Origin of the sequence: Nocardioides sp. T2.26MG-1 (genome assembly GCF_950101795.1) — a bacterium.
Taxonomy (GTDB): domain Bacteria; phylum Actinomycetota; class Actinomycetes; order Propionibacteriales; family Nocardioidaceae; genus Nocardioides.
The window spans coordinates 656,451-679,281 of sequence record NZ_CATNLZ010000001.1; the positions used below are offsets into that span (position 1 = coordinate 656,451).

Consider the following 22,831-nt stretch of genomic DNA (forward strand, 5'->3'; position numbering starts at 1 on the left):
GCTCTCAGCCGCCACCGGTCAGGCCGGCGCCGACGGTCAGCCGGGCGAGGTACTCCCGGGCGAGCGCCTTGGTCTCGCCCAGCGTCAGCGCCGAGGTCGTCAGGTCGTGCACGCCGTTGGTCAGCAGTGCCATCTGCCACGTGTGACGCTTCGAGGGGCCGTTCGTGTACAGCTGGACCCCGGTCTTCTGGCACACGAACCCGTGCCACTCGCCGATGCTGAATGGCCAGGACCGCCCCTGGCCGCGCTCGCCGATGGTGTACGACGTGTGGGCCCGGTTCCACTTCAGCGGTTGGTCGAAGTGGCCGTCGGGGCATTGGCGCCGCTGCTCGGCCTGGGTGGAGGGGTCGTGGGTCCGGAGCACCGAGACCAGCAGCCGGATCGACGCCGGGTCGGCGTTGGCGTCCACCAGCCCCCAGCCGCGGATGCCGCTGCAGGGCTTGGTGAGGTCGCGGCACTCGGTGGCCACCTCGGTGACCCCGTGCAGCTGCTGACGTCCCCGGGGCAGCGCAGCGCCCAGCTGCCGGTCGGTGTACCGCGTCGGCGTCGGGTCCTGACTCGGCGTCCCGGCCGCGGCCGAGCCGTCGCCCTCGACCGTGCTCCGGCCCGGGTCGGCCGTCGTCGCGCCCCCGCCGTCGGAGCATCCGCCCGCTGTCAACGCCGCGATCAGGACGACCGCGGCCCACCCCCGTGTGATCCGCATGGCGGGGGTATGCCCGGCATCCGCACGTTCCACACACCCGGGCGCCGGACTCAGCGCGTCAACCGCCTGCGGGCGGCCTGGGTCTTGAACTCCTCGAGGAACACCTTGCGCACCGACTCCCCGTCCAGGGCTCCGCCGACCGCACCGAGCTCGCCTCGGGCCAGTCGCTCGCAGACCCGCAGCCAGGCGTGCCCCATCGCGTAGGTGAACGTGCCGGCCACGGTCGCGCTGATCGGCGCGGCCACCATCGTGCCGGCGCCGGGGACGAACTTGATCATGTTCGTGACCAGCGACCGGCCCGCGGTGGTGGCGGCCGCGGTCGCGGCCAGCGACGCGGCCGTCGAGCGCTCGAGCGGCACGCCGTACGTCACCGCGATCGAGGCCATCATCCCGATCTGGAGCGGAACCAGGATGGCCGCGTCGGAGAAGGGGATCGGGGAGGCTCCGGCGGTGGTGGCGGCTCCCGTCGCCGTCTTGATCGCCCGCTCGGCGCGCTCGCGCTTGCGGGCGAAGTCGATCCGCTGGGCGGCGGTGATGGCGTGGGCGACGCCCTCAGGCGCGCCGCGAAAGGTGGCATCGAGGAGCTCCTGCAGGCCGTACGCCGACTGGCCGGTGAAGTCGTCCTCGAGGGCCATCGTGTAGTGGACGAGCCCGTCCACGATGGGCAGGCGCAGCTCGGCGATGCTGGCCGCCAGCGCCTCGGCGTCCGGGTGCACTCGAGCGCCCGACCTCGGCACCTGGGTGAGCACCAGGATCACCGGCAGCCCGAGCTCGTGCAGCGCGCGGACGAACTCCGCCTCGGTCGCCTCGAAGCGCCGGTCACCGGCCCGGACGCAGTACCAGGCGACGTGCAGCTGCTCGGCGAGCGGCTTGCGGCGCATCCCGTGGAGGTAGTCCTTGAGCTCGGCGATCAGCACGTCGTTGTCGCGGCCGACCTCCAGCCCGCGGGTGTCGAGCACGCCGAGCGTGCCGCTCTGGTGGAGGTAGAGGTGCTCGGCGCGGGTGACCGGCTCACCGATGCCGGTGGCCGCGATCTCGTGGCCGAAGATCGCGTTGACCAGCGTGCTCTTGCCGACCCCGGTCTTGCCGAAGATCGCCAGGTTGAACCGCCCGATCTCCTCGGCCTTGTCCCGCCAGGCCTTCGAGAAGGCCTGGCCGAACCAGTCATCAGCGGGGGTTGCCACGGGTCCAGGATCCCAGGAGGCGCAACCGTCCGTCCCCTCCGGCTCAGGCCGGCCCGAACAACGCCCGCCGAGACCCGGTCGACCAGGCCCAGTACCGGTCGCCGTACGACCAGTGCCACCACTCGGTCGGGTAGTTCACGAAGCCCGCCCGGTCCATGATCGCGATCAGCAGGCGCCGGTGCTCGGCAGCCGGACCGGCGACGTCGGGCGCGCCGGTGTAGCAGCGTCCGCCGCTGGCCTCCGGGGTCGCGTTGACCGCGCTGCCGAGGTCGAGCTCGACGCCGCCGGCCTCGAGGGTCACGTCGACCGCCGCGCCTGCCGTGTGCGGCGCCACCTCGGGCGGGCTCACGTGGCGGGCGGCCAGGGTCCGCAAGGTGGCGTCGTCGGCCTGCGGGTGCAGGCCGCGCAGCGTCGCGACGTACTCGTGGAAGTAGCGACCCTGGAGAGCGGCCGGCCGGAAACCCTCGACCAGCCGCAACGCCACGCCTTCGTCGGCGGCCAGCACAGCGGCCGTGCCCAGCAGGTCGGCGACCGGCGCCCGGAGCCGGCGCCAGTGCCCCTCCGGATCCTCCTTGCGGTGGTCGATCACCAGGTCCGCAGCACCGGCCAGGTCGACCAGCCCCGGCTGTGGAGCGTCGGGCTCGGCGATCGCGGCGATGCGTGGATCGGACAGCAGCACGACGTCGTCCATGCCGCCATGCCACCACGCCCTGGGGTTGCGCTTCCACCCCGACGGTCTCGACGACCAGTCAGTCGCAGCCCAGCGGTCGCACGGTGCGCGGCCACAGCTCGACGTCGTCGACCGTCGCTCCGACGTACGCGCGAGACTCGTCCGGAGCGAGCCAGAGTCGGTCACCGTCGCGGCGGAAGCCCGAGTCGACCGCGTCGCCGGGCAGCCTCGTGTGTGGCTCGTAGGGCTCCGCGAAGTACTCACGGAGCTCCGGGTCGGGGTCACGGACGAACGTCGGATCCTCGCCCTGCCGGGTCAGGGTCAGGAAGGTCATGTCCTGCCAGTCGCAGTGCTCGGGGCCACGGATCACGGTGAGCTCGCTGGTCGGCACGGTGCGTCCCTCGGCGTCCGTCCACACCTCGTAGCCGAGCTCCTCGACGAAGCCGCTCGGCAGCTCGACCGGGTCGCAGACAGCCCAGGACTCCACGTGCCAGCCGTCGCCGCCGGCACCCTCGCTCCCCGGTCCGTCGTGAACGATCACCGCGGCCTTGGGCCGACCGTCGACCTCCGCGACGTAGAGCACCCGATCCTCGGTCTGCGCAGCGACGCGAAGGTCCGGTGGCAGGGTCAGGAACAGCCCTTCGCTGTACGCCGTGCGGACAGCTGCTCGCGGATCGTCGGCCGTGGCCCCTCGGAGTACTCGTCTCCGCCGAACGCACCCCCGGAGCCCCAACTGTCGCAGTCGACGACGTCGCCGGCGGCACCGGCCCGCGGGTGCCTGCCCTCGCCCTCGGGCAGGTGGAGGGGCCCGTCGTACTCGGACGCAGCAGGCCTCCCGAGGCTCGCCTCCTCGTCACCACAGGCACTCAGCGGTCCCAGCGATAGGGCGCCGGCCAGCAGGGCCGACGCGGTGGTTGCCCGGCGCACAAGGGTCCGACGATCGGCGGCGACGATCGGTTCCGACGCACCTGGGTTCCCGAGCGGAACAGGTCGCGCAGCCCGGATCTGGTCGCGACTTCGACGTGCGCGGGCGTGTCATCGACGAAGATTGCGGCTGCCGGCAGGACCTCGAGGTCGTCGCCCAGGTCTCGACGGGATCCGAGATCCTCCCGGCGGCCCGCGAGCACCGACCCGACATCGCCCTGCTCGACATCGAGCTGCCCGAGCTCTCCGGGCTCGACGCCGCCGCCCATCTGGCCGAGGAGCTGCCGGGCTGCCGGGTCGTGATCGTGACGACGTTCGCCCGCCCGGCGTACCTCCAACGGGCCATGGCCGCCGGCGCCGCCGGCTTCCTCGTCAAGGACGGCCCAGTCGAGGGCCTCGCCGACGCGATCCGCCGGGTCGCCGCCGGCGAGACCGTCATCGACCCCGAGCTCGCCGGGCTGGCGCTCCGCACCGCCGTCAACCCGCTCACCGCACGGGAGCGCGACGTGCTGGCGGAGGCGGAGACCGGCGCCTCGATCGCGGACATCGCCGCGCGACTGCACCTGTCGGCCAGCACCGTGCGCAACTACCTCAGCGACGCGATCGGCAAGACCAGCACGCGCAACAAGACCGAGGCCGCACTGCTCGCCCGCCACCACGGCTGGCTCTGACCTCGAGGCGGTGAGACGCCGTCAACCGTGGGGCCCCAGCCCCGGCTCGGTTGCGAGGGTCCGGTCCCCGAGGCGCGGGTGTCGACAACGCTTGCTTCGGGCCTCATCCACCTCGCTCGGCCGACTCGGCACCGAAGCCGTTGAGCCGCTGGAACAGCGGGTCGGTGAAGCCGGTGATCTCCGCATACACCGGCACGATGTCGGCGTACCGTTCCGCACTCCCCGGGTCGGGCAGCACGTCAGTCCCGGAACGCACCATCGCCGCGACGGCTGACTCGAAGTCCGGGTAGCTGCCGTGTCCCACGGCGGCGCAGATGGCGGCACCGAGGCCGGCCGCATCGGAGACGGCCGATCGCTCCACGGGCCGGTTGAAGAGGTCGGCGGCGATCTGGCTCATCAACGCCGAGCGCGACCCACCACCTGACAGCACCAGCCGACCGGGCGACAGGCCGAGCGCGGCCTCCAGGGCCTGGGTGTGACCATGCATCGTCATGAGGATGCCCTCGAGCAGCGATCGATACAGGTGCGCCGCCTGGTGCGACCCATCCAGCCCGAGGATCGCACCTCGTCGGTACGGCGCGTGTCCGGGCGCGAGCCAGTCGGGCACGGTGAAGAGCCCGCCGCAGCCGGGGGGGACGGCGGCGGCGCCGACCTCCAGCCACGACTGGATCGCCGCCGGGTCGGTCGTGTCGGGCAGTGCGGCGGAGACCAGCTGCCGCAGCCAGCTCACCGTCCACATGCCGCGGCGGATCCCGGCGCTCTCGTAGAGGTAGCGCCCCGGTACCGCCGCGGCGTTGACCCAGAACCGGTCGTCACCCTCGACGAGCTCCCGGCCGACCGTCATCGCGGCGATGTAGGTGCCGAGCGACAGCAGCACCGACCCGCCCCGGACCAGACCGGACCCGAGCGCCTCGACCGCCTTGTCGTTGCCGGTCGCGTACACCGGCAGGCCCGCCGGGATGCCGGTCTCCGACGACACTGCCGGCAGCACCTCGCCCAGGAGCTCGCCGGGATCCACGAGTGAAGGCAGCAGCTCGAGCGGCATGCCGGTCCGGTCGAGCTCAGTCGGCGCCGTCGACCACTGTCGGGTGGCGGGATCGATCGGCCACATTCCTTGATAGCTCGCGGCGCTGTCTCGCCGTACACCCGTCAGCCGCGCGGCCAGATAGCCCCCCGCGCTCGCGACCAGCGTCACCTCCGCAGGCACCGGCGACAGCGGCCGTGACACTCGCGCGTCCATCCAGCTCAGCACCGGCTCGACCAGTCTCCCGTCGGAGCCGACGAGTGCGCGGCAGAACCGAATGCCACAGAGCCCGACCGCGACGATTCCCGACGTCTCGCCACCCGCGGCGGCGAACGACGCCAACGCCGCACGCGCGGCGCCGACGAGGGTGTCCCAGAGGTCGTCGTCGGGGTGGACGGCACGGCCGTTCGGCCCGAGCTCGTAGGGTCGCAGCGGCACGGACGCCGACGCGTGCACCACGCCCAGCTGGTCGATGACCGACACCTTGGTGCTCTGCGAGCCCCCGTCGATCGCGAGGAACAGGTCGGTCACTGCCTGCCGTCCTCCGCGAGGACCGGAAGGCCCGCCTCGTCGATCGGGAAGAGCGAGCCGGGATTCATGACATGGTGCGGATCGAAGGTCCGCTTCAACCCGGACAGCAGGTAGTAGGCGCTGCCGTGCTCCTCCCGCACCCACGGCGTCCGGTACTTCCCGACGCCGTGGTGGTGCACCATCGACCCGCCGACCCGCAGCGCCTCCTCGACGATGATCGCGTTGAGCGGGACGTGATACTCCTCGATCTCCCGACGCGGCTCACAGGCGATCCGGTAGTCGTAGACGAAGTAGAGGTTCGTGCCGGTCTGGTAGGAGTGTGACGAGTGCGCACCCAGCAGGGTGAGGTCGCCGGCCCGCGGAAAGGTCGTCCGGATCCGCGTCATCACGGCGTGGTACAGCTCCGCGGTGCGCGACCAGTCGACCGAGACCTCGGTCGTGTAGCCGAGGTGCGAGGTGCGCAGCATGTCCTGCTTCTCGGCCTCGATCCGGTCCGGACCCCAGTTGAGGTGCTCGAACCAGCTGCGGATCCGCTCCTCGGCCACCGGGAGATGCTCGACCGCGGCGGCCATCTCCTCGACGGCGGCCGACGTCGCGGCCACCAACCGCGCCGGACCCTCGGACGAGAGCACGACCAGGTTCTGGTTCATCGGATGGTCAGGGAAGTGCTGGCGCGCGTCCTCGGGAGAGTAGAGCCGCGCGACCGCGGGGCGGTAGCCCGCGGTCAGCACGTCCCTCAGCAGCCCCACGCCGGCGCCGAAGTCCCGGACCATGAACCCGTGGTACCGCGCGGTGTCCGGGTACCAGCGGAACACCTTGACGGTGACCTCCGTGATGAAGGCGAGCGCGCCCTCGTTGCCGATCACGACGTGCCGGATGTCCGGACCGGCGGCCCGGCGCGGCACGTTCTTGATCCGCACGATCCGCCCACCGGGCAGGACCGCCTCGAGCCCGACCACCATGTCCTCGATCGCGCCGTACAGCGTGGAGAACTGCCCGATGGACCGCGTCGCGACCAGGCCGCCCAGCTGGGCGATCGGCTTGGACTGCGGAGAGTGCCCGGTGGTCAGGCCCTGCTCACGGAGCTGGTCCTCGAGGCGCTGGAGCGGTACGCCGCACTGCGCGGTCACCATCATGTCCTCGGCGTTCACGGCGATGACGCGGTCCATGCGGGACCCGTCGAGGACGATGGCGTCCTCGACGACCGTCTCCAGGCCTCCCTCGGTGCTCGTGCCGCCGGTCCGCGGGACGACCGCGATCCGCTCGCGGTCGGCCAGCTCGAGCAGTGCGGCGACCTGGTCGGTCGAGGTCGGGTAGGCGATGATCGCGGGGATCGGCCCGTCGAAGATCCCGTGCACGGCGGTGTACTTGCGGAACCGGTCCACGCTGCTGGCGCGCAGGTGCGACTCGTCGGTGTCCACCTGCGCGACACCGAGGATGCTCGTGACGGCCGCGACGACCTCGTCGCGGCTGAGGGTGGAGCGGGAGGCGACCATGCGGGGTCCTTCGGGGGTCGGAGGTGGGATCGGGTCAGCGGACGAGGTAGCCGCCGTCGACCACGAGCACATGGCCGTTGACGTAGTCCGACGCCCGTGACGCGAGGAACACGAGTGCGCCCATCAGGTCGGCCGGGTCGCCCCACCGGCCCGCCGGGATGTGCTCGACGATCCGCCGGTTGGCGTCGTCGTCGCCGCGGGTGGCGGTGGTGATCGCGGTCGCGAAGTAGCCCGGCGCGATCGCGTTGACCTGGACGTTGTGGGCACCCAGCTCGTCGCAGTAGGCCTTGGTGAAGCCGACGATGCCTGCCTTGGTGGCGGCGTACGCCGGTGACTGCCGTCCGCCGAGGAACGAGAACAACGAGGCGATGTTGACGATCTTGCCACTGCCCTGGCGCACCATCTCGGCGCTGGCTGCGTGGGCGATCTCGAAGGCGGCGGTCATGTTCACCGCGATCATCGGGTCCCACTGCACCCGGCCGAAGTCGGCGACGTCGGCGAGGAGGCAGATCCCCGCGGAGTTCACCAGGATGTCGACCCCGCCCAGCTCCTCGACGCACCGCCGCACCGCGGCTGCCGGCACGCCGGCCTGGGTCAGGTCGGCCTGCATGCTGGCGTAGCGACGGCCGTGTCGTCCGGCCACCAACGCCGCGGTGCTCCCCTCGTCCGGCGTGATGCTCGGGACGAACACATCGGCTCCGGCCGCGGCCAGCGCGACCGAGAACGCGTGCCCGAGGCCGGTGTTTCCGCCGGTCACGATGGCGCGCTTGCCGGCGAGGGAGAAGTGGTCGAGCCCGAAGGCGTCGACGGACGGGCCGCTCACGCGGAACGCTCCGCGGTCGCGAAGGGGTCGCGGATCCCGACGTACACGGTCTCGAGGTACTCCTCGATCCCCTCCGCACCGCCCTCGCGCCCGAGCCCCGAGGCCTTGACGCCGCCGAACGGGGCGGCGGGATTGGAGACCACACCCGTGTTGATGCCGACCATCCCGGACTCCAACTGCTCCGACAGCCGCAGCGCCCGGTCGAGGTCGCGGGTGAAGACGAAGGCGACCAGCCCGTACTCCGTGCTGTTCGCCGAGGACACCGCCTCCGCGTCGTCGTCGAAGACGATGACCGGAGCGACCGGGCCGAAGATCTCCTCGCGCACGATCGCCATGTCGGCGCGGACACCGGCGAGGACCGTCGGCGGATAGAAGTAGCCCGGCCCCTCGGCAGGAGCACCTCCCGTCAGCACCCGGGCACCGGCGGCGACCGCGCCGTCGACGAGCGCAGCGACCTTGGCCCGGAACCGTTCGTCGATGAGCGGGCCCAGCGTGGTCGAGGCCTCAGAGCCGGGTCCCACGACGAAGGCCTGCATCCGGGCGGTCAGCTTCTCGGTGAACTCCTCGGCGACCGAGGAGTGCACGAGGATCCGATTGGCCGCCACGCACGCCTCACCGCCGTTGCGCATCTTCGCCACCAGGGCGCCCTCGACGGCCTCGTCGACGTCGGCGTCCGCGCACACGATCAGTGGTGCGTTGCCGCCGAGCTCCATCGACACCTTGAGCACCCGCTCCGACGCCGCGGCCATCAGCCGGCGCCCGACCGGCGTGGAGCCGGTGAACGACAGCTTGCGCAGCCGGTGGTCATCGAGCAGCGGCCCGCTGACCGCCCCCGGGTCCGTGGTGGTCACGACGTTGAGTACGCCGGCCGGCAGACCCGCCTCCGCCATGACCGAGGTGAAGAGAAGCGAGGTGAGGGGTGTGAGATCGGCGGGCTTGAGCACCATCGTGCAGCCGGCTGCGATCGCCGGTGCGACCTTGCGGGTCGCCATCGCGATCGGGAAGTTCCACGGCGTGATGAGCAGGCACGGACCGACCGGGCGCTTGCGCACCAGCAGCCGGTTGGCCCCGTCGGGCGCGGTGGCGTAGCTCCCCGACACCCGTGGCGCCTCCTCGCTGAACCAGCGAAGGAACTCGGCGCCGTACGCGACCTCGGCCAGGCTCTCGGTGAGCGGCTTGCCCATCTCGAGGGTGATCAGGCGGGCGAACTCCTCGGCTCGCGCGGTGACCAGTTCGAATCCGCGCCGCAGGATCTCCGCGCGCATCCGGGCCGGGGTCCGGCCCCAGGACTCCTGGACCCGGGCGGCCGCATCCAGGGCTCGGAGTCCGTCGGCAGCGGACCCGTCGGCCACCGACGCGATGACCGCGCCGGTCGCCGGATCGGTCACGCCGAAGCGACGCCCGCCCTCGGCCTCAACCCACGCGCCGTCGATGTAGAGGTCGGTGGGGATCCCGGCGATGACGTCGCCCACATCGGCACTCATGCCGTCACCGCCCGACGGGCCTCCGCGTCGCCTCCGAGCCGCATCGGGCGTCCGAGGAGGTCCTCGTAGAGCTGGAACGGCGTCATCTCGCCGGCGCGGTCGCCGTAGGTCGCCCGAGCCCGGCGGTAGACCTGCTCGACGACGGCCGAGACCTCTACCGGCACGCCCACCGTGGCGGCGAGGTCGGTCGACAGGCCGAGGTCCTTGCAGGCCAGGGCGATGGCGAACCCCTCGTCGTAGTCGCCGTGCTGGAGGATCGAGACCACGTCGTGCTCGAGGAAGTTGCTGTTGGCCGGGCTGGCGACCAGCGCGTCGCGCAACACCCCGAGGTCGACGCCGGCCTTGACGCCCACGGCGAGCACCTCGGCGGTCGCCACCAGGTGGGAGAACCACAGCTGGTTGATCATCAGCTTGACGGCATACCCGGCCCCGTGCGGCCCCACGTGCAGGATCCGCTCCGGGTCGCCCATCGCCTCGAACACCGGTCGGAGCCGCTCGACCTGCTCGGCGTCGCCGCCGATGAAGATCTGCAGCCGGCCGGCCGCGGCACCCACCGCCATCCCGCTCACCGGGGCGTCGAGGACCACGATGCCCCGGTCGGGGGTGCGCCGGCGTACGTCGTCGGCGACCGCCGGTACCGAGGTGGACATGTCGATCCAGGTGCCTTCGTCCGGCAGGCCGGCGAGGATGCCGTCCGGCCCGTTGACGACCTCGTTGACGATCGCCGGCGTCGGCAGCATCGTGATCACGGTGCCGGCGCTTGCGGCGGCCGCGGCCGCGGAGTCGGCCACCTCTGCACCCAGGGCGGCGTACTCGTCGAGGAGCTCGCGGCGGGCGTCGTGGACGACCAGCTCGAACCCGGCCTTCAGCAGGTTGCGGGTCATGCCCGACCCCATGCTCCCGAGTCCGACGAAGCCGATCCGGGTCGGCGTGCGTTGCTGCATGGTGTGGTCAGTCCTCACATGCTCGGTGTGGCAGGTGTGTAGAACGGGTTGTGGACGTCGCCGCGGGCGGCGAGGACGTCGACGGTGGCCGGGAGCCCCAGCGCGCCGCTGCGCAGGGCCGTCGCGGTGGCCTCTCGGTTGTTGCGGAAGACCTCGTCCGCGTCGTTCGCTGCCGGGTTCACCCACACGGCGCAGATCAGCACCAGCTGGTCGAGGTCCAGTGCGCCGAGCGCCCCGCCGCCGTCCAGCTCGTCGCCGACGCCGGCGGCGACCCCGGCCTGCGCCGGACCCCAGATCATCAGCCCGTGCTCGTCGCCCTCCGGGGCGGCCTTGGTGACGAAGAGGGTCGGCGGCTTGACCGGGATGCCGGGCCTCACCACCGCCATGAACGGCACGTGCCCCGCACTCGGAGTGGCGAGGGCGGTGGCCCAGGCCGTCCCGACCGGCCCCGAGCGACTGCCGAGGACGGTGTTGATGTGCGCGGCGTTGGCGCCCGAGCCGACGAAGGACTCGCCGACCTGATAGATCGGGTCGCTCACTTCAGCAGGCCCGCGTCGTCGAGGAACTCGGCGGCGATGTCCTCGGGATCCTCGCCGTCGACGTCGGCCTTCGCATTGAGCTCCTGCATCTTCTCGGTGGTCAGCAGGGGCGCGACCTCGCCGATGATGTCGGCGATCTCGGGGTACTTCTTCACCGCATCGGCGTCCATGGTCAACGCGCCTTGATAGACGGGGAAGAAGTGCTGGTCGTCCTCCATCACGGTGAGGTCCAGCGCCTTGATGCGCCCGTCGGTGGAGAACACCTCGCCGAAGTTGCAGTCGTCGCCCTTCTGGGTCGCGGTGTAGATGACGCCGGTGTCGAGGAGCGTGACGTTGCCGTCCGGGACGTCGATGCCGTAGGCCGCCGAGACGCCCGGCCAGCCGTCGTCTCGGGTGCTGAACTCGCTCTCGATGCAGAAGGTCTGCTCCGAGTCCGGCAGCGCGGCGACGTCGCTGAGGGTCTTCACGGCGAGCTCGGCGGCCTTGTCGGAGCGGATCGCGAAGGCGTAGGTGTTGTTGAACGGCGCCGGGTCGATCCACGCGATGCCGTTCTTGGCGTCGGCCTCCTTCACGGCGTCGAACTGCTGCTGGGGGTCGGTGATCGGCTTGGTGTTCTTCAGGTAGGTGATCCACGCCGTGCCGGTGTACTCCCAGTAGCCGATGAAGTCGCCGTTCTCCAGGGCCTGACGGGTGTTGGCCGAGCCGACCAGCTGCGTGTTCACGTCGACGTCGGCGCCGTGCGCGTTGAGCAGGTCGCCGGTGATGTAGGCGAGGATGTACTGCTCCGAGAAGTCCTTGGAGCCGATGGTGCCGGTCAGTCCGTCCAGCTCCTGGCCGGCGCTCCCGGAGTCGGAGTTGCCGTCGCCACCGCAGCCCGCCGCGGTGAGGGCGAGGACGCTGAGGCCGATCAGGGCAGGAGCGAGCTTCTTCTTCATCGTGTTCCTTCGCATGGTGAGGGGTCAGAGGGCAGATCCGGTCAGCGGTCGGTGCCGGTCACGGAGGAGGGCATCGGCCGGAGCCGGGGATCGTCAGAGTCCGCGCGGGCGCACGAGCTCCTCTACGAGACCGGCGAGCCAGTCGATGAGGATCGCGATGGCGGCCACCAGGCTGGACCCGACGATGAGCACCGGGTAGCGCTGGAGCTTCAGGCCGTTCACGATCATGTCCCCGAGACCGCCGGCGTTGATGAACGTCGCGATGGTCGCGACTCCGACGGCGAAGACCAGTGAGGTGCGCAGGCCGGCCAGGATCACTGGGGAGGCGAGGGGAAGCTCGATCCGGCGCAGCACCTGCCACCGGGTCATGCCCATGCCGCGTGCCGACTCCCGCGTGGGTGCGTCCACCTCGGCAAGTCCGGTGAGCGTGTTGCGCAGCACCGGGAGGAACGAGTAGGCGACCAGGGCGACGAGGGCGGTGGTGAACCCCGTCTTCCACACGATCGCCAGGAGGATGACGACTCCGACTGCAGGTGTGGCCTGGCCGATGTTGGCGAGCGCGAGCACCAGCGACCGGAGGAGCCTCGACCGGGTGAGGTGGATGAGGATCCCCACCGGGATGGCGATCACCGCGACCAGCGCTGCGGCGGCGAACGAGAGCTCGAGGTGCTCGCGGACCCGGGCGACGAGGTAGTCGGAGTTCAGGGTCCGCTGCTCGATCGAGTCCAGGTCCTGGCTCTTGACCCAGATCAGGAGGACGACGAGCCCGGCAGCGATGAGGACGGGCGCGGCCAGGACGCGCAGGGGGGACAGACCGGTTCCCGGCGTGCCGAGGAGCGTGGTCCGGTCGCCGACGGCAGGCGTGCTGCCAGCGGGGGTCACGACGTCGACGCTCACAGCGTCACCGGCTGGGTTCGGGGCGCTCGGGTGAGGGCCGCGGAGATGTCGGCGTGTCGGAGCCGGCCGAGCACCCGGCCGTCCTCGTCGAGCACGGTCAGCGCGTCGGCACCGGTCACGACCAGCTGGTCGAGGGCGTCCCGCAGGGTGGCGGTCGCGGCCACGGTCGGCCCGGTGGCCGGCCCGGCGGCTGGCGCCAGGGCCGCGGCGGTGACCGTCAGCAGGGCGAGACGTTTCAGCGCTGCGCCGGAGCCGATGAAGGAGGCGACGTACTCGTTGGCGGGCGCGGCGAGGATCGCGTCGGGGGTGTCGAACTGCTCGATGCGGCTGTTGTCGCTCAGCACGGCGATCCGGTCTCCGAGGCGGACCGCCTCGTCGAAGTCGTGGGTGACGAAGATGATCGTCTTGCCGATGTCGGCCTGGAGCCGGAGGAACTCGGCCTGGAGCTTCTCGCGGGTGATCGGATCGGTCGCGCCGAACGGCTCGTCCATGAGCATCACCGGCGGGTCGGCGGCCAGAGCGCGCGCGACGCCGGCGCGCTGCTGCTGACCGCCGGAGAGCTGGCGCGGGAACCGCTTGGCGAAGACGCTGGGGTCGAGCTGGACGGTCTCGAGCAGCTCCTCGACCCGTGCGTTGATGCGCTTCTTGGGCCACTTCAGCAGCCGTGGGACGGTCGCGATGTTGTCCGCGATCGTCATGTGCGGGAAGAGGCCGATCTGCTGGATGACGTAGCCGATGTGGCGTCGCAGCTGGTCGGGCGAGAGACCGAGGACGTCCTGGCCGTCGATCCGGATGGATCCCGACGACGGCTCGATGATCCGGTTCACCATCTTCATCGTGGTCGTCTTGCCGCATCCGCTGGGGCCGACCAGCATGATCAGCTCGCCCGGCTGGATGCGCATCGAGAAGTCCTGGACGGCGCTGACGCTCTGCCCGGGATAGACCTTGGTGACCCCGTCGAGCTCGATGCTGACGCCCCCGGACGTGTTCGTGGAGGACGGGAAGATCCTGCTGGTGTCAGACACGGAGACCCCTGGGAGTGGTGAACCGGGCGATCAGGACGAAGAGGGCGTCGGCGACGAGGGCGAGCAGCACCACGCCGACGGTCCCGCTGAGCGCGTAGTTGAGAGCGTTGACGGATCCGAGGGAGGAGAGGCCCTTGAAGATGTACTGCCCCAGACCCGGTCCGGCGACGTAGGCACCGATCGCGGCGATCCCGATGGCCAGCTGGGTCGCGACCCGGATGCCGGTGAGAATGATCGGCCACGCCATCGGCAGCTGCACCCGCAGCAGCACGTGGGTCGGGCTCATCCCCATGCCGCGCGCTGACTCCAGGACGTGGGCGGGGACCTCGCGCAGGCCGGTGACCGCGTTGCGGACGATGGGGAGCATCGAGTAGAGGACCAGCGCGGTCACGGTCGGCCCCCAGCCCAGCCCGAACAGCGGGCTGAGGATCGCGAGCAGCGCCAGCGACGGGACCGTGAGGATGATCGCGGTCGACGTGACGGCGAGGTTCCGGCCGATGGGGCTGTCCCAAACCAGCAGCGCGATGGCGATGCTGAGCACGGTCGCGATCCCGACCGAGAGGGCGACCACCTCGATGTGGTCGACCATCATCTGAGTCAGGTCGTCGGAACGGCGATCGAGGAACGTCTGGAGGCCGCCGAGGCCCTGGTTGCCGTCGGCGCGGACCGACGAGTCGGCCACCAGACCGTGTCGTCCCGCGAGTGCCAGCGCGTCCATGTCACCTCCTCCGAGAGTCTGAGTGCCGGCGCTCATCTCCTGCGAGTGACGGCCGTCACGTTTGGTGTAGGACGATCGCAGTGCCGATTGAGTTTGCACAACGGATGTTGCGTATATGTCAACAACTTCGTACGCTCGCCGGATGTCCCGTGCCTCCGCGTCGAACGTCCCCGGGCGCCGCAACTCCAGCGGTCTAGCGCGGGACGTCGAGCTGCTCGAGCTGCTCGCGGGGCCGGACGCCCAGCGCGAGGGCGGCCTGCGGGTGCTGCAGATCGCCCAACTGCTCAGCCGGGACAAGGCGACCGTGTCCCGCGCTCTGGCGACCCTCGCCGACGCCGGACTGCTGCGCCGGGACCCCGAGCGGCTGACCTATGACCTGGGCCCGAAGCTGTTCGCGCTGGCTGCCCAGACCCAGGAGGCGGCGCTGGTACGGCGGGCTCGTCCCATCCTGCGCCAGATGGCCACCTCCACCCGTGAGACGACCCACCTGTGCGTGCTGCGTGGCGGCAACGTCCTCACGCTGCTCAGCGAGCTGAGCTCCCAGGTGGTCGGCACCACCAGCTGGGCAGGCACGACCACGGCGGCATGGCGAACGCCGTCGGGACGCGTGCTGGTCAGCGACTGGGACCAGGCATCCGTGGCGTCGTGGTACACCACGCACGGCCACGACGCTGCCCTGGTCAACCCGCTCCAGTCCCCCGCACCCGGCGCCTTCTCGCTGCTCACCGACCCCGAGCCGGGCCGCCTCGTGGTCAGCGACCTCGAGACCCTCCACGCCGAGCTGACCCGCATCCGCCAGCGGGGGTACGCCACCTCCGACGCCGAGCTCGAGGACGGCGTGGTGGCCGCCTCGGCCCCGGTCCGCGACGCGTCCGGAGTGATCGTCGCCGCCTTGAACATCAGCGCACCCCGGTCCCGCCTCGGTGACCGCATGGACGAGCTGGGCCGGTACGTCGCGCACTGTGCACGAGCGCTCTCCGCCGAGCTCGGCCACGGCTCCTCCTGAGGCGGGAAGCCCTGGCACGACGCCGGACTGCTGCACGATCGCGTGACAACCCACCTGCGCCGGTCGATGGCAGCTACGCGGACTCGACCCATTCGTGGGCAACGGGCAGGAACCCCGTCTGCTCGACAACCCGATAGGCAACAGGTCCGACGGGGTCCCACCCATCTGCGCGCGCCTGGGCCTTCGCCAGCAGGACGGCGTCGGCCTCATCGGTCGCCGATCCCACCCACCGGTACCTCAGGTCGTCGTCCATCGGTGTTCCTGGCACGTGGTGACGAAGGCGCACCTCGAAGGGACGCGCCGGGCCCATCGCACGACTCAACACGCCAAGCACCCTAGCGACACCGAGATCGCAGCTGGGTCGGGCCGGGGTGCCTGCGGCAGGATCCCGACCCTCGTCGGACACCACGAGCCGACGCCGAGTTCCAGGTCCTGCTCGTAGGGGTCGAGATCGCTCCGGTCGCGGCCGCGGCCGCGCCTGTGCCGAGGTAGGCGCGGGAATAGTCGGAGCATGGAGAAGACGGTTCCGGGCTCGCGCGACGGGCGGCGTTCGCCTCGGTCGAGGTGACCCGCCACACCTTCCCTCGGCCGCCTGCCACCGCACGCACCGATCGCCGCTCGCGTTCGCCCGTCTTGTTGAGCAGGGTCCTTGGCGGCGAACCACTCGATCATGTGCTCGGCAGACGAGACGTCGCCCTCCCCGAGTTCGAGGTCGATGCGCTCACCCCGAGTCCTGCCGGGCCGCCCGAGCTGTGGTGCCGAACTACCGACGTCGTCAGCGAGAGGCCTGCTGGGGGATGTCGGAGAGCTGCCGCACGATGTCCTCGACCCGGTCCTTGGCGTCCCCGAACAGCATGTGGGTGTTGTCGCGGAAGAACAGCGGGTTCTGCACGCCCGCGTAGCCCACGGCCATGGAGCGCTTGAAGACGATCACGTCCTTGGCCTCCCACACATGGAGCACCGGCATGCCGGCGATCGGGCTGCCGGGCTCGTCCAGGGCGGCGGGGTTGACGGTGTCGTTCGCGCCGATGACCAAGACGACGTCGGTGCGCGGGAAGTCGTCGTTGATCTCGTCCATCTCCAGGACGATGTCGTAGGGCACCTTCGCCTCGGCGAGCAGCACGTTCATGTGACCGGGCAGCCGGCCGGCGACGGGGTGGATGCCGAAGCGGACGTCGACGCCGCGGGCCCGCAGCTTGCTGGTGAGCTCGGCGACCGGGTACTGCGCCTGCGCGACCGCCATGCCGTAGCCGGGGGTGATGATCACGCCGGACGCGTCGGCCAGGAGCTCGGCGACCTCCTCGGCCGAGATCTCGTGGTGCTCGCCGTAGTCGGTGTCCCCCGACGAGGCGACCTCGATCCCGAAGCCGCCGGCGATCACCGAGATGAACGAGCGGTTCATCGCCTCGCACATGATGTAGGACAGGTAGGCACCCGAGGACCCGACGAGCGCCCCGGTCACGATGAGCAGGTTGTTGTCGAGCAGGAACCCGGACGCGGCCGCGGCCCAGCCGGAGTAGCTGTTCAGCATCGACACCACGACCGGCATGTCGCCCCCGCCGATGGAGGCGACCAGGTGCCACCCCAGGGCGAGCGCCACAGCGGTCACGGCGATCAGCACGCCCAGGTTCGGCGAGACGACGAACCACACGGTCAGCACCGCGAAGACCGCCAGGGCGCCGAGGTTGATCATGTTCTTGCCGGGCAGCACCAGCGGCGCCGACTTGATGCGGGCCGAGAGCTTGAGGTTGGCGACGATCGAGCCGGTGAACGTCACGGCGCCGATGAAGACACCCACGCCCACCTCGGCGCTGTGGATCCGGTACAGCGAGCCGGTGAGCCCCTCGTCGTACAGGTAGCCGTTCCAGCCCACGAGGACCGCGGCCAGACCGACGAAGGAGTGCAGCAGCGCGATCAGCTCGGGCATGCCGGTCATCGCGACCACCCGGGCCCGCCACAGGCCGATGGCGGCCCCCACCGACACGGCCACGACGAGGAGGACCAGCGGGAGCGTCTCGTCGGTGTCGTGGACGAGCAGGCCCACGGTGGCGGCCAGCGCCAGCGCCATCCCGGCGATGCCGTAGCTGACGCCGTTGCGGGCGCTCTCGTGGCGCGAGAGGCCCGCGAGGCTGAGGATGAAGAGGAGCGAGGCGACCAGGTAGGCGCCGACGGCGATGCTCACGGCACTCATCACTGGTCCGCCTTCCGGAACATGCCGAGCATCCGGCGCGTCACGGCGAAGCCGCCGAACACGTTGATGCTGGCGAGGAGCACTGCGACGAAGGACAGGGTGCGTACGGCGGCGTCGTCGACCCCGAGCTGGAGCATGGCGCCGACGACGATGATGCCGGAGATCGCGTTCGTGACGCTCATCAAGGGTGTGTGCAGCGCGTGGTGGACGTTGCCGATCACGTAGTAGCCGATGACGATCGCGAGCGTGAGCACGAAGAAGTGCTCCGGCAGCGGGGCCGGGGCCGTCGTGGCCACGAGGAACAGCAGCACGGACACCGCGGCGAACACCATCCACATCGGCCGCTTCTTCTTCGGCGGCGGCGGCTCGGCCGGCGCGGGCGGCGCCGGGGCCTTGGGCGCGGCGGACACCTGCACCTGGGGCGGCGGCCAGAGGACCTCGCCCTCGTGCACGACGGTCAGCCCGCGCTGGACCGGGTCGTCGAGGTCGAGGGTGAGGGCACCGTCCTTCTCGGGCGTCATCAGCGTCAGCAGGTTGACGACGTTGGTGCCGAAGAGCTGGGAGGTCTGCGCCGCCAGGCGGCCCGCGAGGTCGGTGTAGCCGAGGATCCGCACCCCGTTGGCGGTGACGACCTCCTGGTCGGCCACCGTCAGGGCGACGTTGCCGCCGTTGGCCGCGGCCATGTCGACGATCACGCTGCCGGGGCGCATGGCGGCCACGGTCTCCTCGCTGATCAGCCGCGGTGCCGGGCGACCTGGGATGAGGGCGGTGGTGATGACGATGTCGGCCGCGCGGGCCTCCTCGTCGTACATCACGGCCGTCGCCTTCTCCTGCTCCTCGGTCATCTCCTTGGCGTAGCCGTCGGCGCTGACCTCGGACTGCATGTCGACGGTGACGAACTCCGCGCCCATCGACTCGACCTGCTCGGCGACCTCGGGACGTACGTCGAAGGCGCGGACGATCGCGCCCATCGACCCGGCCGCGCCGATCGCCGCAAGCCCGGCGACGCCGGCGCCGACGACGAACACTCGCGCCGGCGGGATCTTGCCGGCGGCGGTGACCTGACCGGTGAACTGGCGGCCGAAGGCGTGCGCCGCCTCGACGACGGCCCGGTAGCCGGCCACGTTGGCCATCGACGAGAGCACGTCCATCGACTGCGCCCGCGAGATCCGCGGCACCGCGTCCATCGCCAGCGCGGTCACGCCGGCGGCGGCGAGCCGCTCGACGAGCTCGGGCGAGCGCGCCGGCGCCATCAGCGACACCACGGTGGCGCCGCGGCGCACGCGGGTGACCTCGTCGTCGGTGGGGGCGTTGATCTTCACGACGATGTCGCTGGACCACACGTCCTCGGCGCTGCCGACCGTGACGCCGGCGTCGGCGTACGCCTCGTCGGGCTGGCTGGCCGCACCACCGGCGCCGGACTCGACGACGACGTCGTAGCCGAGCTTGACCAGGCGCGACGCCGTCGAAGCGGTCGCGGCGACGAGGGTCTCACCCGCTCGCGACTCGCGCGGAACACCGATACGCACAGGACCTCCTGGGGGACGCTGACGGCCGGTGACACCTCACCAGCCGGACTCAAACCTGTCAGTGACCGTAGTCACGTCTGGCTCATGCGTCCCACAGCATGGACGCGCCGAGCGCGACGCACGCTACCCCGGCGGAGGTCCCGCTCAGAAGGGTCCAACGGTCCCTCGTCACTCCGCCCTCACGCTGCCAGGTCGCGTCGTCGTGGCGCTGACATGATGCTCCGATGGGGTCCTCGGCGGTGAGCGCGGTACGGCGGGCGCGGCACGCGTACCGCGCCAGCGGCGCCGACCGGCCCTGGGGTGACCCGCTCCCCGCGCACGACGTCGCCATGGAGGGCTACTTCTGGCGGTTCACCGACCCGGGCACCGGGCGCGTCGTGATCGCCCTCAACGGCGTCAACCGGGCCGCCGACGGGCACTGGGCCACGCTCGGCCTCGCGGCCCACCCGCACGGCTTCCTCCGGACGGTCGTCCACCCGAACGGCCATGCGTCGAGCACCGGGCTGGGGGCCTTCGCGGGCGACTCCTTCCACGGGATGTCCGAGGGCCTGCGCGTCGACCTCGGCACCGACGCCCGGTTGGACGTCACCGTCACGCACCCGACGCCGTGGCCGCGACGGGCCGTGGGCGGGTCGAGCGTGTTCCAGGCGGTGCCCGGGCTGAACCAGTACTGGCACCCGTGGCTGCTCGGCGGCGCCGCGCACGGACGGGCCGTGGTCGGCGACCAGACCTGGGACCTCGACGGATGGGCGGTCTACGCGGAGAAGAACTGGGGCAAGGGCGGCTTCCCCGAGTCGTGGTGGTGGGGGCAGGCTCAGGGGTTCGCCGACCCGTCGGTGTGCGTCGCGTTCGCCGGCGGCGACGTCACCGCCGGGCCGCTGCGCACCACCGTGACCGCGCTCGTGGTGCTGCTGCCCGGCGGGCGGCTCCTGCGCCTGGGCGACCCGGTCGTCTCGCCGGTGCGCGCCGAGGTCACCGACGAGCGCTGGCTGCTGCGCGGCCGCAGCGCCCGGTGGCGGGTCGAGGTCGAGGGGACGGGGTCGCTCGACCACGCCCACGTCCTGCCGGTGCCGCTGCCGGCTGAGCGCCGCAACGTCCCGGGCGCCATCGAGCACCTCGGCGCGACCATGCGGGTCCGGGTCTGGCGGCTCGGGCGGCTGGTGTGGGAGGGCGAGTCCCACGTCGCCGCCCTCGAGCACGGCGGCATCGACCGCGCCCGCGCCGAGATCGAACGCCGGGGCCACGGTCCGCACGTCGTCGACGCCGCGCCCCATCGCTGATCCGACATTTGTCACCGCCGACCGTCCACATCCTCCCCTGCCCGGCACCCGCCCGCCGCTCCTAGCGTCGTGGCCACGCCCGGGACCGCCGGACGGGATCGGAGGATCGACATGGACAACCTGACGGGCACCCGACCGACGGACGTGCCCGCGCCGGCGCCGGCCATCCGCCGTGAGGCGGTGGTCGTGGTGGCGGCCGGCACCGTCGCCATGCTGGTGTGGCTCACGGCCCGCGCGGCCGGCATCGACCTCGCCGTCCGGTCGGGGTCGGACTCGCGGGAGGTCGGCCCGCTCTCGGTGCTGCTCACGGCGCTGGTGGTGGCGGCGGCCGGCGTCGCGCTGCTGCGCCTCCTGGAACGCCGTACGGCGCACGGGGTGCGGCGCTGGACGGTGGTGGCGGCCGCGGTCTGGGTGCTGTCGTTCGCCGGTCCGCTGTCGGCGACGACCCTCTCCGCCGCCGTCGTGCTGGCGGTCCTGCACCTCCTCGTCGGCGCCGTGGTCCTGGGTGGGCTCCGGCGCAGCCGCGTAGCGTGATCGCCGTGCGAGACGACCTCAGGTGCGCGTGGCACCGGAACGCCTCCGTCCTGCTCTGGACGCCGCTGCTCCTGCTCGGGCCGATCCTGGACCTCCACGGCACCGTCGGAGCCCGGGTCTTCCGGGTGACGCTGATCGTGGTCATCGCGGTGGCCGCACTGGTTGCGGCCGTCGCGGGGGCGCGGTCGGCCCGCGGCCCGAGTGGCTACGTGGCGCTCTCCACGCTGGCCGCCGCGACGTTCGCGGGCGCGACCCACCACGGCGAGCAGTGGCTGACCACCTGGCTGGTGCTCGCGAACGCGGTGCCGGCCGTGCTGCGGTGGCGGTCAGCGGTCGTCGCCGTGCCGCTGGTGGCGGGCGTCTCGATGTGGGCGGCCTGGACCGTCGAGCCCCACGACGCAGCCAGGATGTGGACCCAGGGCTTCGTCGTGCTGCTGGCGGGTGCCGCCAACACGGCGTTCACCGCTCTGCTCGACACCGTCGCGGAGCTGCGGCGGACCCGGCAGGAGCTGGCCCGGCAGGCGGTCAGCGAGGAGCGGGAGCGCTTCTCGCGCGACCTGCACGACCTGCTGGGGCACACGCTCTCGGTCATGGTGGTCAAGGCGCAGGCGGTACGCCGCCTCGCCGCGACCGACCCCGACGAGGCGGCGGCACAGGCCGCCGACATCGAGCAGATCGGCCGCCGGACCCTGGTCGACGTGCGCCAGGCCGTCGACGCGATGCGGGCGCCGACGCTGGCCGACGAGCTCGACGGGGTCCGCCGGGCACTGGCGGCCGCGGGCATCGCCACCACCGTCGAGTGGACCGCGCCGCCGCCGCCTGGCAAGGCGGACGAGACGCTGGCGTGGGTGCTGCGCGAGGGCGCCACCAACGTGCTGCGGCACTCGGGAGCGAGCTCTTGCGCCATCGAGCTGACCGAGCACGACGGCCGGCTCCGGCTCTCCATCGCCGACGATGGGATCGGCGCACCCACGCCCCCCACGGTCCGGCTCGGGGGGCTCGCCGGTCTCCGCGACCGGCTGGCGTCCGCCGGCGGCGACCTCGTCGTCGACCAGCCCGCCGCGGGCTTCCGTCTGGTCGCGAGCGTCCCGGGCGGCACCGAGTGATCCGGCTGCTGCTCGCCGAGGACCAGGCGATGATGCGAGGTGCGCTCGCGCTGCTGCTCGGCCTGGAGCGGGACCTCGAGGTCGTCGCCCAGGTCTCGACGGGGTCCGAGATCCTCCCGGCGGCCCGCGAGCACCGACCCGACATCGCCCTGCTCGACATCGAGCTGCCCGAGCTCTCCGGGCTCGACGCCGCCGCCCATCTGGCCGAGGAGCTGCCGGGCTGCCGGGTCGTGATCGTGACGACGTTCGCCCGCCCGGCGTACCTCCAACGGGCCATGGCCGCCGGCGCCGCCGGCTTCCTCGTCAAGGACGGCCCAGTCGAGGGCCTCGCCGACGCGATCCGCCGGGTCGCCGCCGGCGAGACCGTCATCGACCCCGAGCTCGCCGGGCTGGCGCTCCGCACCGCCGTCAACCCGCTCACCGCACGGGAGCGCGACGTGCTGGCGGAGGCGGAGACCGGCGCCTCGATCGCGGACATCGCCGCGCGACTGCACCTGTCGGCCAGCACCGTGCGCAACTACCTCAGCGACGCGATCGGCAAGACCAGCACGCGCAACAAGACCGAGGCCGCACTGCTCGCCCGCCACCACGGCTGGCTCTGACCGGCGTCGGTGGCG

The 22,831-nt window shown here is 71.8% G+C and carries 23 protein-coding genes; 6 read left to right on the forward strand and 17 right to left on the reverse strand.

The window, feature by feature from the left end:
• Window positions 1-4: 4 nt before the first annotated feature.
• The 4 genes from QQZ14_RS03230 to QQZ14_RS03245 are packed head-to-tail and all read right to left on the reverse strand — an operon-like array spanning window position 5 to window position 3,140.
• Window positions 5-703 carry a hypothetical protein gene (locus QQZ14_RS03230; protein ID WP_284532726.1) on the reverse strand — a complete coding sequence of 233 codons (699 nt, stop codon included), beginning with the start codon at window positions 701-703 and terminating at the stop codon, window positions 5-7.
• A gap of 50 nt (window positions 704-753) precedes the next feature.
• Window positions 754-1,887, reverse strand: coding sequence for a GTPase family protein (locus QQZ14_RS03235; protein ID WP_284532727.1), 1,134 nt, complete (start codon window positions 1,885-1,887; stop codon window positions 754-756).
• Window positions 1,888-1,930: 43 nt separating this feature from the next.
• Entirely contained in the window at window positions 1,931-2,578 is a 648-nt protein-coding gene (locus tag QQZ14_RS03240; RefSeq protein ID WP_284532728.1) for a M15 family metallopeptidase, read from the reverse strand.
• Between the two features lie 58 nt (window positions 2,579-2,636).
• Window positions 2,637-3,140, reverse strand: coding sequence for a hypothetical protein (locus QQZ14_RS03245; RefSeq protein WP_284532729.1), 504 nt, complete (start codon window positions 3,138-3,140; stop codon window positions 2,637-2,639).
• Between the two features lie 439 nt (window positions 3,141-3,579).
• On the opposite strand from QQZ14_RS03245, the gene QQZ14_RS03250 reads away from it, so the two are divergent.
• A complete protein-coding gene (locus QQZ14_RS03250; protein WP_284532730.1) occupies window positions 3,580-4,152 on the forward strand; it encodes a response regulator transcription factor in 573 nt (190 codons plus the stop codon).
• A 103-nt stretch (window positions 4,153-4,255) separates the two neighbouring features.
• Here the strand turns inward: QQZ14_RS03250 and QQZ14_RS03255 are convergent, their stop codons facing one another.
• The 10 genes from QQZ14_RS03255 to QQZ14_RS03300 form a co-directional block, all read right to left on the reverse strand.
• Entirely contained in the window at window positions 4,256-5,707 is a 1,452-nt protein-coding gene (locus QQZ14_RS03255) for an FGGY-family carbohydrate kinase (RefSeq protein WP_284532731.1), read from the reverse strand.
• A complete protein-coding gene (locus QQZ14_RS03260; protein ID WP_284532732.1) occupies window positions 5,704-7,203 on the reverse strand; it encodes an FAD-binding oxidoreductase in 1,500 nt (499 codons plus the stop codon). Before QQZ14_RS03260 ends, QQZ14_RS03255 begins: the two co-directional genes overlap by 4 nt.
• 34 nt (window positions 7,204-7,237) lie before the next feature.
• A complete protein-coding gene (locus tag QQZ14_RS03265; RefSeq protein ID WP_284532733.1) occupies window positions 7,238-8,026 on the reverse strand; it encodes an SDR family oxidoreductase in 789 nt (262 codons plus the stop codon).
• Entirely contained in the window at window positions 8,023-9,510 is a 1,488-nt protein-coding gene (locus QQZ14_RS03270; protein WP_284532734.1) for an NAD-dependent succinate-semialdehyde dehydrogenase, read from the reverse strand. Before QQZ14_RS03270 ends, QQZ14_RS03265 begins: the two co-directional genes overlap by 4 nt.
• A complete protein-coding gene (locus QQZ14_RS03275; RefSeq protein ID WP_284532735.1) occupies window positions 9,507-10,472 on the reverse strand; it encodes an NAD(P)-dependent oxidoreductase in 966 nt (321 codons plus the stop codon). The genes QQZ14_RS03270 and QQZ14_RS03275 overlap by 4 nt, the downstream gene beginning before the upstream one ends.
• Entirely contained in the window at window positions 10,469-10,993 is a 525-nt protein-coding gene (fae, locus tag QQZ14_RS03280) for a formaldehyde-activating enzyme (RefSeq protein ID WP_284532736.1), read from the reverse strand. Before fae ends, QQZ14_RS03275 begins: the two co-directional genes overlap by 4 nt.
• Window positions 10,990-11,928 (reverse strand): glycine betaine ABC transporter substrate-binding protein, encoded by a 939-nt coding sequence (locus QQZ14_RS03285; RefSeq protein ID WP_284532737.1) that lies wholly within the window; start codon window positions 11,926-11,928, stop codon window positions 10,990-10,992. The genes fae and QQZ14_RS03285 overlap by 4 nt, the downstream gene beginning before the upstream one ends.
• A gap of 93 nt (window positions 11,929-12,021) precedes the next feature.
• Window positions 12,022-12,810, reverse strand: a complete 789-nt coding sequence (locus QQZ14_RS03290; protein WP_284532738.1) for an ABC transporter permease — start codon at window positions 12,808-12,810, stop codon at window positions 12,022-12,024.
• 11 nt (window positions 12,811-12,821) lie between these two features.
• A complete protein-coding gene (locus QQZ14_RS03295) occupies window positions 12,822-13,850 on the reverse strand; it encodes an ABC transporter ATP-binding protein (protein ID WP_284532739.1) in 1,029 nt (342 codons plus the stop codon).
• Window positions 13,843-14,568: an ABC transporter permease gene (locus QQZ14_RS03300; protein WP_284532740.1), complete on the reverse strand. Its 726-nt coding sequence runs from the start codon at window positions 14,566-14,568 to the stop codon at window positions 13,843-13,845. The genes QQZ14_RS03295 and QQZ14_RS03300 overlap by 8 nt, the downstream gene beginning before the upstream one ends.
• A 142-nt stretch (window positions 14,569-14,710) precedes the next feature.
• Between QQZ14_RS03300 and QQZ14_RS03305 the strand changes: the two genes are divergently transcribed.
• Window positions 14,711-15,574: an IclR family transcriptional regulator gene (locus tag QQZ14_RS03305; RefSeq protein ID WP_284532741.1), complete on the forward strand. Its 864-nt coding sequence runs from the start codon at window positions 14,711-14,713 to the stop codon at window positions 15,572-15,574.
• 73 nt (window positions 15,575-15,647) lie between these two features.
• Here the strand turns inward: QQZ14_RS03305 and QQZ14_RS03310 are convergent, their stop codons facing one another.
• The 3 genes from QQZ14_RS03310 to QQZ14_RS03320 all read right to left on the reverse strand — a co-directional run bounded on the left by QQZ14_RS03310 (window position 15,648) and on the right by QQZ14_RS03320 (window position 19,294).
• Window positions 15,648-15,827, reverse strand: coding sequence for a hypothetical protein (locus QQZ14_RS03310; RefSeq protein WP_284532742.1), 180 nt, complete (start codon window positions 15,825-15,827; stop codon window positions 15,648-15,650).
• Window positions 15,828-16,349: 522 nt separating this feature from the next.
• Complete coding sequence (gene pntB / locus QQZ14_RS03315) at window positions 16,350-17,765, reverse strand: Re/Si-specific NAD(P)(+) transhydrogenase subunit beta (protein WP_284532743.1); 1,416 nt, start codon at window positions 17,763-17,765, stop codon at window positions 16,350-16,352.
• On the reverse strand, window positions 17,765-19,294 hold the full coding sequence (locus QQZ14_RS03320) for a Re/Si-specific NAD(P)(+) transhydrogenase subunit alpha (protein ID WP_284532744.1): 1,530 nt from the start codon (window positions 19,292-19,294) through the stop codon (window positions 17,765-17,767). The genes pntB and QQZ14_RS03320 overlap by 1 nt, the downstream gene beginning before the upstream one ends.
• A 224-nt stretch (window positions 19,295-19,518) precedes the next feature.
• Here QQZ14_RS03320 and QQZ14_RS03325 point away from each other — a divergent pair, with 224 nt between their 5' ends.
• From QQZ14_RS03325 to QQZ14_RS03340, 4 genes are all read left to right on the forward strand, one after another.
• A complete protein-coding gene (locus QQZ14_RS03325; RefSeq protein WP_284532746.1) occupies window positions 19,519-20,574 on the forward strand; it encodes a tocopherol cyclase family protein in 1,056 nt (351 codons plus the stop codon).
• Window positions 20,575-20,685: 111 nt separating this feature from the next.
• The gene (locus tag QQZ14_RS03330) at window positions 20,686-21,108 is read left to right on the forward strand and encodes a DUF6069 family protein (RefSeq protein ID WP_284532747.1); all 423 of its coding nucleotides are present in this window, start codon (window positions 20,686-20,688) and stop codon (window positions 21,106-21,108) included.
• A gap of 5 nt (window positions 21,109-21,113) precedes the next feature.
• Window positions 21,114-22,214: a sensor histidine kinase gene (locus tag QQZ14_RS03335; RefSeq protein WP_284532748.1), complete on the forward strand. Its 1,101-nt coding sequence runs from the start codon at window positions 21,114-21,116 to the stop codon at window positions 22,212-22,214.
• Window positions 22,211-22,816: a response regulator transcription factor gene (locus QQZ14_RS03340; RefSeq protein ID WP_284532749.1), complete on the forward strand. Its 606-nt coding sequence runs from the start codon at window positions 22,211-22,213 to the stop codon at window positions 22,814-22,816. Before QQZ14_RS03335 ends, QQZ14_RS03340 begins: the two co-directional genes overlap by 4 nt.
• The last annotated feature ends 15 nt before the right edge of the window (window positions 22,817-22,831 follow it).